Below are 11,226 nucleotides of genomic sequence, written 5' to 3'. Positions count from 1 at the left end.
CCTGTACTACAGTGTTGCCAATAAAAACAAGGAGCATCTTGAGGTATTTACGAAGAATGTGCTGCAATACCTTTCCACCAGTAAAAAACAGCCGGGTACCTATTATTGGAACTACGATAGCCTGCAATTGACGGCGAGCCGCTTTCATTCGGAAAAATTAGCGCCGCTGCCTGCCGGGAAATGGTCTTTGCCAAAGCCCTCGCTTTCACTGCAAATTGATAAACCCGGACCAGATTTTTATGACCTGGTAGGAAGAAGAATTTTGTGGATGGGTAAACTGGACGCGGGTATGGAGGAGGTATGGATTCACCCCTATATGGCATTGCGCGATTTTGAGGCCGGCATTAAATTAAAAACTGAAGACAGCATCCGGTGGCTGCGTAATATACGTCCTGCTGTTACGGTTAGCCCGGAATTTTTAGTGCGGGAATATCCTGTAGGAGAAGGTCGGCTAAAAGAAATTTATGCCGTTTCTTATGATAAGGCTACGGGGGTAGCACATTATGAAATTGAAGCGGCAGAGGTAGATTTTCTGGTAGTTCGATATGCGTCGAATCTTCGGTATATGTGGCCCTATTCCCAGCTGGCTACAGGCTCTATGCGGTATGGTTTTGATAAGGCGTTAAATGCGCATAGGATCAGCGGCCAGGAGGGAGAACTGAATACCCTGGTTCATTACAGCAGCCAGCCAATTCGCGAAACCGCTACGATCAACCCGGAAAAACAGCAGGTTGCTTTTGAACTGAGCTTACCGCTGGCGGCATCCAGGCCGGTAAATATAAGCTTACTGGGCGGAGAAGATAGTCCTGAACAACTGGTTCAACAATTGCGGAGGCAGCAGGTTGGCTTTGACCGGATATTTGAACAGAGTAACCAATACTATAAAAAACTGCTGGATCAGTATGTGCGCTTTGAAACCCCTGATTCTGTCTTCAACCAGGGCTATGCCTGGGCATTGGCCCGAACCGATCAGTTTGTTCAAACCACCCCGGGTATTGGTACTGCATTAATGGCCGGCTTTGGTACTACTGCACGTGGTTGGAATGGCCGGCATCGTATCAGCGGCCGCCCCGGATACGCCTGGTATTTTGGGCGCGATGCGCAATGGAGTGCCATGGCTATAAATGCATACGGCGATTTTGCAACGGTTCGGGAACAGTTGCAAACCTTTATCCGGTTTCAGGACCTGAATGGAAAAATCTACCATGAACTCACTTCAAGCGGAGTGGCTCACTATGATGCATCGGATGCAACCCCGCTTTTTATTACACTGGCGGCTCATTACCTGAAATACAGTGGTGATACGGTGTATATCCGCCAAATCTGGCCCTCTCTGCTGAAAGCACTTAAATTTTGCGAGGAAACAGATACTGATAAGGATGGATTGATTGAAAATACCAATGTTGGACACGGCTGGATTGAGGGAGGGCCACTTTTTGGAACGCATACCGAATTTTATCTGGCCGGCTGCTGGTCTGCTACCCTGGAAGCCATGGCCTATATGTCGGCTGCCTTGGGGAAAGAGGCCAATAGCTACCAGGTGAAAGCAGCAGCGGTAAAAAAGACCATTGACAGGGATTTTTGGAACGCCGAGAAAGGTTATTTCTATAATGGGAAATATAAGGACGGAAGTTATATGGATCAATCCACGGGCTTTGCCACCGTTCCCATGTACTTGAATGCCGTAACCGATCGGCAAAAATCAAAAACGGTAATGAAAAAAATTACCGGAAGCGGGTTTTCGACCGATTGGGGAATCCGGATGCTGGAAGAAAACAATCCGAGGTATAAACCAGGCAGCTATCATGCCGGCATGGTTTGGCCCTTATACAATGGTTGGGGCTCATTGGGTGCTTATGCAAACGGTATGTATAAGGCAGGATTTCAGTACATCATGAACAGTTTACAGGTATATAAAAGCTGGGCCCCGGGAAGTATTGAAGAAACACTCAATGGTGAAATTTATAAACCCAATGGTGTTTGCAGCCACCAGTGCTGGAGCGAAACCATGGTGGTACAGCCTGCCATTGAAGGTATGCTTGGATTTGAGCCGGATGCTGTTTCCAATTCAATAAAGCTTGCACCGGTGTTTCCCTGGAATTGGGAATGGGCCACTATTGCTAATTTACGGATGGGAGCATCTACCCTTGGCTTTAAAATGCGAAGAGCAAACGGGCAAACTATATTTAGCTTTCAAACCAATAGCAGCTTACTGCTTAAATTTTCGCCGGTATTTCCCCTCGGAACAAAAATAGCGTCGGTTCAGTGGATGGGTAAGCAAATTCCTTTTGTAATCAGGCAGGAAGAAGATGGACTTAAAGTGGTACTGGATTTACCGGTAGAGGCACCTAACCCGGAATTAGTTATCCATACAAGTGGAGGAATGGGGGCATTACCGGTTCTGACAGCAGCGGTGGTAAATCAGCCGTCAACAGGGTTGAAAATTCTGGAGGAAACGGTTGATGCCAGTCGCCATCGTCTTTTGGTGGAAGGACGCCCCGGAAGAGAATATACAGTAGATCTTTATTCCACTGCGCAAGTGGTGTCTATTAAGAATGCCTCCTTAGTAAAAAGAAAGGCTAATCTGATTACCTTACGAGTTAAAATGCCTGCCTCTGGCAATGCTTATTCAAGAGAAGAAATACTTATCAACTATTAAGAACGATGAATATGTATAAAAACATTATACTGGGCTTATTGAGTTTGCCGATGGCGGTTGCGGCACAGGAATCGCTTCAGAAGCTGGAACCTGTCAATTTTGCCAAAGTAAGTATAACCGATCCTTTCTGGAAAGGAAGGATGCAGGTAGTGGCTACAAATACTTTGGATGCCTGCGTGCTTTATACCGAAACAAAAACGGGGCGGATCCGGAATTTTGAAAAAGCTGCTGCCGGTAAAGGGGAACACGAAGGCATTTATTACGACGATTCGGACGTTTATAAAGCCCTTGAAGCAATGGCCTATTCGTTAAAAAATCACCCGGATGCGGAGACGGAAAAAAAAGCCGATGAATGGATCCGGAAAATAGCCGCTGCCCAATTACCTGACGGGTACCTGAATACATATTACCAGCTAACGGATTTGACGAAACGCTGGACGGATATGGAAAAACACGAGGATTATTGTGCCGGCCATCTCATAGAAGCGGGAATAGCCTATCATAATACTACGGGAAAGCGCAGCTTGCTGGAGGTTGCTATCCGGTTTGCGGATCATATTGATGCTAATTTTCGATTAGCAAACCGCCCCTGGGTCAGCGGTCACCAGGAAATTGAGCTGGCGCTAATGCGTTTGTACCATCATACCGGTGCGCGTAAATACCTTGAGTTATCGCAATGGTTCCTGGAGCAGCGGGGGCATGGGCTGGGGAAAGGTAAAATCTGGGACGAATGGAAAGACCCCGATTATTGCCAGGATGGCTTGCCGGTAAAGGAGCAGCAGGAAATTACCGGCCATGCGGTGCGGGCTATGTATATGTATACCGGTGCAGCTGATGTAGCAGCAGTTACCCGCGATGCAGGGTATATGAAGGCGATGCATACGATCTGGGAAGATGTGGTGTATCGAAATATGTATATCACCGGCGGAATTGGTGCGCAGGGTAAAAATGAAGGGTTTGGTAAGGATTATGATTTACCGAATGAAACGGCTTATTGCGAAACCTGCGCTTCTGTAGGAATGGTTTTCTGGAACCAGCGCATGAATATGTTATCCGGCGAATCGCGGTACATTGATGTGCTGGAACGTAGTTTATACAATGCAGCGCTGGATGGCTTGGCCTTAACGGGCGATCGGTTTTTTTACGGCAATCCGCTGGCATCATCGGGCCAACATCAGCGGAGAGAATGGTTTGGTACAGCCTGTTGCCCTTCCAATATTGCCCGCCTGGTTGCTTCGCTTGGCAATTATATTTACAGTACCTCTTCCAATGCCGTTTGGGTAAATCTCTATATCGGCAGCGAAATAAAACTTCCGCTTAATAAGCAGCAGGTAGGGTTATCAATGCAAACCGGGTATCCCTGGAAAGGTACCACCACCATTGCCATAACGGAATCGGCTAAACAGGCCTATCAGCTTCGGTTAAGGATACCTGGCTGGTTGCAGGCCCCTGTGCCGGGAGATTTATACCGGTTTTCAGACGGCTTGCCGACAGGTTCTGTTAAGCTGCTGTTGAATGGCAAAGAAATTCCGTTTACTACTGAAAATGGCTACGCGGTGGTAGAAAGAAAATGGAAAAAAGGCGACCTGCTTGAAATTAACACGCCACTTGAATTAAGAAAGATAATGAGCCATCCCGATTTGAAACAGAATACCGGCAGTATTGCTTTACAGTATGGTCCGATGGTTTATTGTGTAGAAGGCGTAGATAACGGAGGTAAGGCACTCAATTTTATAGTACCGAAGGATGCCCGCTTTAAGGTACAATATGAAGCGGGAAAACTAGGTGGCATAAATACGATTCAGTTTGATGCCAATGTATTTGACGTGTCGGCAGATGGACAACAAATTACCACTACGCGTAAAACTATGACCGCCATTCCATATTTCAGCTGGAATAACCGGGGAGCGGGTGAAATGTTGATTTGGTTGCCCACCACGGTTGCACAACTAAAAATTACCCCATAGTGCTACCTTCGCGCCAAATTCAGTGTATTGGCGAAAGGTAAGCAGGAAGTGCAACGAATCAGCGATTTTTTAAACAGGAAAGTAGAGGAATACAACCGGCCTTCTTTTATTGAAGCGGACCCGGTTTGTATTCCTCATTTATTTTCAGCCCCTGCTGATATTGAGATCGCCGGCCTTTTTGCAGCAGTGTTTGCCTGGGGTAACCGCACAACCATTATTTCCAAAAGCAAAGACCTGTTGCAACGAATGGATATGCAGCCGCATGCATTTGTGCAGCACCATGGAGCAGATGACTTGCGTGGGTTGCTTTCCTTTAAACACAGAACTTTTACAGCAACCGACCTGCTGTATTTTGTAGAAGTATTAAAACAACATTATCTGAAACATGCTTCCCTGGAACAGGCATTTTTAAGCGGTATGGACCGTGGAGCTAAGGATATGACGGGTGGGCTCAACGGCTTTTACAGTTATTTTTTTGATGGGGTATGGGAGGGGGTTCGGGATGCTGTTGAGGTTCCTTCACGAACCCGCAAACATATTGCTGCACCTTTTCGGGGATCTACCTGTAAGCGGTTGAATATGTACCTGCGCTGGATGGTTCGTCCAGCAGACGGAGGAGTGGATTTTGGATTGTGGTCATCGATTTCGCCGGCCCAGCTGGTAATTCCGATAGACCTGCATGTTGCCAGGGTAGCAAAGCGGTTTGGCCTGCTACAACGGGAAGCGATCGACTGGCAGGCAGCCCTTGAGCTTACGGCCTGGCTGCGCCGCCTTGACCCCTCTGATCCGGTCAAATACGACTATGCTCTCTTTGCACTGGGCGTCATCGAAAAGTTTTAACTTTCCCTTCCCGGCCGGGTTTTATCCGAACCGGCAGCACCCGGCAGGAAAAATCTATGGCTAGCGAAGACGATAATTCATTGCATGAACTGCAGCATCTGCGGATGGATTTACAGCACCTGACAGAGAACGGCACTGAGGACAATGCAGTAGTTTCCCGTGCACAGAGCTGGTCCGCGTTGCGATTAGCCCTGGCAGATTGGGTAAATGGCCTGATACAACAGGATATGCAGGAGCTGATTCGGGTTCTTTACCGGATCGATATCAGTGAACCTAAACTCAAATATTTACTTAAAGAAAAAGTGGGGGAGGATGCTTCGCTTATTATAGCGGATCTCATAATTGAACGGCAATTACAGAAAATTAAAACCCGTCAACAGTTTAAGCAGGCTCCGCCGGAAAATGAAGCAGATCGCTGGTAGATAAATTCAACCGGTCGGGTGCTGCCCGACCGGTTGAATTTATCAGGCTTTAACAGCCTTAGCTTTGAATTTTTCGATGGCGGCACGGGTAAAAGAGCCCAGTACAAGACGGCCACTGATCGCAGCGCGTTCATTTAATAGCTGGTCCCAGTTTTCAGTACCTTTCCAAAACATTTTTTTCATTTCAAGCATGGCATCGGGAGAAGAGGCTGCCAGGGTAGCGGATAGGCGTGCAATTGATTCATCCATACCTTCCAGGTTGGGGTGCAATTCGGCAAAAAGCCCCTTACGACGTGCCCAATCGCCATTTCGCCACATCGTAGCATCTATAGCCAGCTGAGAAAAAGCGGAGGTGCCGATTTTTCGTTCAACTGCCGGACCAACAACAAAGGGGCCGATACCTACTGCCAGCTCACTCAGCTTCACTTCGGCTCCTTCTACAGCAATCGCATAATCACAGGCGGCTGCCAGCCCAAGTCCACCCCCCACGCATTTACCATGTATCCGCCCGATTATCAGTACGGGAACTTTCCGCATTGCATTGATCACCTGTGCAAACCCATTGAAAAAAGTATGCCCCTCCTCGGGTGTTTTAATAGACATCAGTTCATCAAAAGATGCGCCGCCACAAAAGGCTTTCTCTCCTGCTGATTTCAATACAATTACCCGTACTTCTTTATTGTGCCCTGCAGAATGAATTTCTTTAGCCAGTTCCTGTAATAGTTTTCCAGGCAGTGAATTTCCCTGCGGATGAAAAAACTCAATTGTAGCAATACCTTTATGTATTTCGGCTTGTACATAACCTCCCTTAACTTCATGTATCATAGGTTTCTATTTTAAGTTTATTAAACGAACGCTTATTTAGTTGGTTCATCCAAACGCTTCTGTACCATTGTTAAAATTGTAGCAATGGCCACCTGCTCACCGGTTTCATCCATTACTTCAACCATCCATTTAACGATTCCTTTGGGCAAATCGGTATCCAGTTTTTTCTCCTGTTCAATTTTTTCTTTGCAGGTAAAACGTACCTGGATCGTGGATCCTGCGTATACAGGCTTCACAAATCGCAGTTCGTCGATCCCATAATTCAATAGTACAGGACCTTTTGCACTGCTGTCAACAAATAAGCCGGCAGCGGCACTTAATACGAAATAACCATGGGCAACAGGTTTTTCAAACAGGGTACCTTCCAGCGAAGTATGGTCGGTATGGGCGTAAAAATGATCCCAACTTAAGTTACCAAAATTTACAATGTCTGCCTCGGTTACGGTCCGTTTTCCTGTTAATAGCTGATCACCCACTTCCAGCTCTTCAAAATATTTCCGGAAGGGATGAACGCGATCGAAACGACCGGTGGCACCTGGTTGGTAGGTTTGGGTAATAGCCGTAATCATATCCGGGCTACCCTGCACTGCTATGCGTTGCATATAGTGTTTAACGCCCCGTATACCCCCCATTTCTTCTCCTCCTCCTGCCCTGCCGGGGCCTCCATGCACCAATAAGGGAAGGGGTGAGCCATGCCCGGTAGATTCCCTGGCACAGGCCTGGTTCAGGACCAGGATACGGCCATGCCAGGGGCCGGCACCAAGTACATAATTTCTTGCCAGTACCGGATCACTGGTAACGATCGAACTTACGAGTGAGCCTTTTCCCATCCTCGATAAAGCCACGGCTTCCTCCGCATTTTTATAAGGCATAATGGTACTTACCGGCCCAAAAGCCTCCACTTCATGGGAGGCAGTTTGCCGGAAAGGCTGGTCATTTACCAGTAAAAGCGGGCTAATGAATGCGCCTTTCGCCGGGTCGGCATCAATTAGCTCCACACTGTCGAGCGATCCGTGTACAAGCTGTGAAGCTGCCAGTAATTTATTGACCTGGTCCAGCAGTTCGGCTTTTTGGGTTTGTCCAGCCAGCGCCCCCATTCTTACTTTTTCATTTTTGGGGTTGCCAATGGTGGTTTGCTGTAGGACGCCCGCTATGGATTGCCAGGCTGCTTCTAATTTTGCTTCAGGAACAAAAATTCGCCGTATAGCCGTGCATTTCTGGCCTGCTTTCACCGTCATCTCTTTCCGTACTTCCTTTATGAAAACATCCCAATCGGCCGTACCAGGCTCTACATCCTGGCCAAGTACAATACAGTTCAGGGAATCTGCTTCCATATTAAAGGGAACAGACTCTCGTAAAATGGCCGGGTGTGATTTCAGTTTCAAGCCCGTGGCGGCAGAACCGGTAAAAGTAACCACATCCTGCGACTGAACATGATCCAGCAGGTCTCCTGCAGAACCGCAGATCAGTTGCAGAGCGCCTTCCGGCAGAATTCCGGCAGAAATGATAGAACGTACCACTGCTTCTGTGAGAAAGCTGGTAACTGTTGCAGGTTTAACAATAGCGGGCATGCCAGCCAGCCAGTTAACGGCCAGTTTTTCCAACATTCCCCATACCGGAAAATTAAAGGCATTGATATGGATGGCTACCCCTTCCTTGGGTACCAGCAAATGGGTACCCATAAATGTGCCGCCTTTACTCAGGTTATGGCTTTCCCCATCTACCGTGTAAGGCAGGTTTGGAAATTTTCGCCGAAGAGAGGCATAGGAAAACAGGTTACCGATTCCCCCTTCAAGATCGATCCAGCTATCGGCCCTGGTAGCACCGGTTTGGTAAGAAATTTCATAAAAATGGGGTAGTTCTTGCTGCAGGTGTTGGGCCAGTGCGCGCAACATTCGCCCTCTTTCATGAAAGGTGAGTTTACGAAGGGCAGGGTTGCCTACTTCCCGCGCAAAGCTCGTCATGCTCCTGAAATCAAGTCCTTTTGAGCTGGCCCGGGCTATTGCCTCGCCCGTAACGGCATGGTACAGGGGCTGTCCCTCTCCGTCACCGGTGATCCATTTTCCGGCAACAAAATTTTCCAATTTATTCATAGCAAGCATTTGTTCTTGCAAAATAGGGCATATTTGCACTATCGAAAACTGAATAGTATGAAAGCGACCCTTCTTCTGGCTTCGGGAATTTTACTGTTAGCAGCCTGTAATAATAGTGATGAACATGCTGGCCATCGTACCGATGGTTTTTCTGAAGTTGCCAAAACCCCGGAAGACAGTTTGTTTAAACTGGTAATGGAAGGGCATGATATAGGGATGGCCAAGATGGGTAAAATCAAAGAAGCGCAGAAATTGGCACAGGCTGCCTTGGATAGCCTCAATAAAACAACAGGTACCGGTAAGGAAGCTTTACAGCAGGCCTTGATGGACGTGCAGGAAGACCTGAACTATGCCGAATATAGTATGAATACCTGGATGGAGGAGTTTAATGTTGATTCAGCCCGTGATAACCAGGAAGTTCGGCTTACCTACCTGAAATCAGAGCAGGAAAAAGTGGATAAGGTAAAAGGAGCTATCCTGGAAAGCCTGCGGGTTGCAGATTCCCTGTTTAAGAAATAAGCACCGTTATTTTTCATCAGAAATTCGTTCATAAACTGCATAGGTGCCGTAGTCAAGCGCAGCACATCCCCCATAAAAAATCAGGGTATTATTTTCTTTAAATTCTATTCTTTTTGTATCCGTACCTGAATTATCGTAGGTAATGCGTGGCATATTGCTATCCAGGCACTCTCCTTGTATTGCCGGTGAAATCGTCTCTATCTTATAAACGCCTGTTTTGGTGAGCTGGTTATTGGTGTACAGCCTGTATTCAGATGCAGTGAAAATCAGCCGGTTTCCATTACCCGGGGCATAGGTGCTACCAGGGATCATGCCGGATTGAGCCGTGCGAAGTTCCCAGCTACCGATAATTTCTTGCACGGCCACTGATTTGGCTGATTTGTTACAGGCTGCTATTACCAGCAGTGAAATGGAGAACAGGATGGTTTGAACGGAATGGCGCATACCTTGTTTTTTCTGATTGACAACTGGTATTTCTGTTGCGTTGCGTGGCGCATTCCAACATTATTTTTTAAAGGTTCCGAAATGCCAAAGTATGCCCGAGGGGTCGTGCACGAAACATTCATCGCCCCAATTGTTATACCGGATCGGAGAAAGCTTTGCCTTGGGGTAATTTTCCCAAAGTTTGAGCCCGGCTAAATACTGGTAATAGTCTTCCACATCTTCAACCTCCACAAAAACCATGGTGTTGTCTACCCAGTCTTTCACATAAGCATTTTGCAGATAAAAAGCCAGGGAATCAAATTTGATAACGGATAAACCAGGCTCCAATAATGTTTCTTCAAAACCCAGCTCCCGATAAAACTGCCGCGATTCGTCAAAATTCTGCGAGCCGATAAATGGACGAATAGAAGTTGCCCTGGTAGTCATGGCTTTTTGTTTGAAAAGTTAGGGAGTTTTTTTCAGCTGCATATTGCCTTACCGGGCTTTTGGTCCGATTTTATGTACAGGATTCCGTTTCAATAGCCAGTACCGGATGGGTTGATCCACATATTTAAGGACAAGGAAGGCAAGTGTGATCATAGCCACTATGCCCGTAAGAATAATGGGTATCAGCGCTTCCATGCCCGGCTTATATTTTTGAATATAGCTGAAAAAGAGCCACATAAAGGGGTAATGGACCATATACAATGGGTAGGAAACCTCTCCCAGGCCACCGCAAAGTTTCTGCAGGAAGGGAGCACTGGTAGTACCGGCTCCCAGGGCAACCAGCAAAGGGAAATAAAAAATGACTACGAGCGGCTCTATCCATTTATTGGTGGCAAGATCATAGGGTATTATAAAAGCAAGTACCAGTAATACCGCCAAAACGGTAAAGCCGACATTCGATCGGATGATCCATTTCATCCGGTACAATAACATTCCGGCAAGGAAGGAATAAAGCACCCGCACGCCGCCGCCCCCGAAATTACCTGCCCCCCAGCCAACACTCAGGTTGCCGGATGAATAAGCTTCATACCATAAAAGAAGGGCAGCAAAGAAAACGAGCACTCCGATCAGTTTAGAACGTAGGCGGAAAAAGAACAGCGCATAAAAGATATTGGCGATATATTCCCAGAACAACGACCAGGTCGGTGGATTCAGATGAAAGAAATTATTGTACCGTTCTGCAACAGCAGGGTAAGGAATCATAAAAACAGAACAAATAAAAAGCAATAGTTTTTTAAGGGGACTGAATAAGGTATGCAGGGTACTATAAGGATCCAGTATAAATAATAATAATCCAAGTGCAGATCCCACTACCACCAGGGGGTGTAAACGAATGAGGCGAAGTTTGATAAACTGCCAGGCACCAATGCTTTCCAGCCGCGAATCATACGCATAGGCAATTACAAATCCTGATAAACAAAAGAAAAAGTCAACAGCCAAATGACCGTGAGAAATAAAATTATCGTGGTAAT

10 protein-coding genes are annotated in these 11,226 nt (G+C 46.9%); 5 read left to right on the top strand and 5 right to left on the bottom strand.

Annotated elements, in window-relative coordinates; translation table 11 throughout:
• The 4 genes from A1D16_RS07160 to A1D16_RS07145 all read left to right on the top strand — a co-directional run.
• The coding region (locus tag A1D16_RS07160; protein WP_290708665.1) for an amylo-alpha-1,6-glucosidase at nucleotides 1-2,659 on the top strand (2,659 nt) is incomplete at its 5' end.
• 11 nt (nucleotides 2,660-2,670) lie between these two features.
• Nucleotides 2,671-4,626, top strand: a complete 1,956-nt coding sequence (locus A1D16_RS07155) for a beta-L-arabinofuranosidase domain-containing protein (protein WP_290708664.1) — start codon at nucleotides 2,671-2,673, stop codon at nucleotides 4,624-4,626.
• A gap of 27 nt (nucleotides 4,627-4,653) precedes the next feature.
• Nucleotides 4,654-5,466: a TIGR02757 family protein gene (locus tag A1D16_RS07150; RefSeq protein ID WP_290708662.1), complete on the top strand. Its 813-nt coding sequence runs from the start codon at nucleotides 4,654-4,656 to the stop codon at nucleotides 5,464-5,466.
• A 56-nt stretch (nucleotides 5,467-5,522) separates the two neighbouring features.
• Nucleotides 5,523-5,888 carry a hypothetical protein gene (locus A1D16_RS07145; RefSeq protein ID WP_290708661.1) on the top strand — a complete coding sequence of 122 codons (366 nt, stop codon included), beginning with the start codon at nucleotides 5,523-5,525 and terminating at the stop codon, nucleotides 5,886-5,888.
• 42 nt (nucleotides 5,889-5,930) lie between these two features.
• On the opposite strand, the gene A1D16_RS07140 is transcribed toward A1D16_RS07145, so the two are convergent.
• Nucleotides 5,931-6,713: an enoyl-CoA hydratase/isomerase family protein gene (locus tag A1D16_RS07140; RefSeq protein WP_290708660.1), complete on the bottom strand. Its 783-nt coding sequence runs from the start codon at nucleotides 6,711-6,713 to the stop codon at nucleotides 5,931-5,933.
• 32 nt (nucleotides 6,714-6,745) lie between these two features.
• Nucleotides 6,746-8,806 (bottom strand): phenylacetic acid degradation bifunctional protein PaaZ, encoded by a 2,061-nt coding sequence (gene paaZ, locus A1D16_RS07135; RefSeq protein ID WP_290708659.1) that lies wholly within the window; start codon nucleotides 8,804-8,806, stop codon nucleotides 6,746-6,748.
• A 57-nt stretch (nucleotides 8,807-8,863) separates the two neighbouring features.
• Here paaZ and A1D16_RS07130 point away from each other — a divergent pair, with 57 nt between their 5' ends.
• Entirely contained in the window at nucleotides 8,864-9,325 is a 462-nt protein-coding gene (locus A1D16_RS07130; RefSeq protein ID WP_290708658.1) for a hypothetical protein, read from the top strand.
• 6 nt (nucleotides 9,326-9,331) lie between these two features.
• Here the strand turns inward: A1D16_RS07130 and A1D16_RS07125 are convergent, their stop codons facing one another.
• The 3 genes from A1D16_RS07125 to A1D16_RS07115 form a co-directional block, all read right to left on the bottom strand.
• Entirely contained in the window at nucleotides 9,332-9,769 is a 438-nt protein-coding gene (locus A1D16_RS07125) for a hypothetical protein (protein WP_290708657.1), read from the bottom strand.
• Nucleotides 9,770-9,829: 60 nt separating this feature from the next.
• Nucleotides 9,830-10,195 (bottom strand): glyoxalase, encoded by a 366-nt coding sequence (locus A1D16_RS07120; RefSeq protein ID WP_290708656.1) that lies wholly within the window; start codon nucleotides 10,193-10,195, stop codon nucleotides 9,830-9,832.
• A gap of 48 nt (nucleotides 10,196-10,243) precedes the next feature.
• Nucleotides 10,244-11,226, bottom strand: a 983-nt coding sequence (locus A1D16_RS07115) for an acyltransferase (RefSeq protein WP_290708655.1), incomplete at its 5' end; no start/stop codon positions are given.

This window comes from Flavihumibacter sp. CACIAM 22H1 (assembly GCF_001601815.1).
Classification (GTDB): domain Bacteria; phylum Bacteroidota; class Bacteroidia; order Chitinophagales; family Chitinophagaceae; genus Flavihumibacter.
Note: the sequence above shows the minus strand (reverse complement) of the source record. Positions and strands in the feature narration are given on the sequence as shown.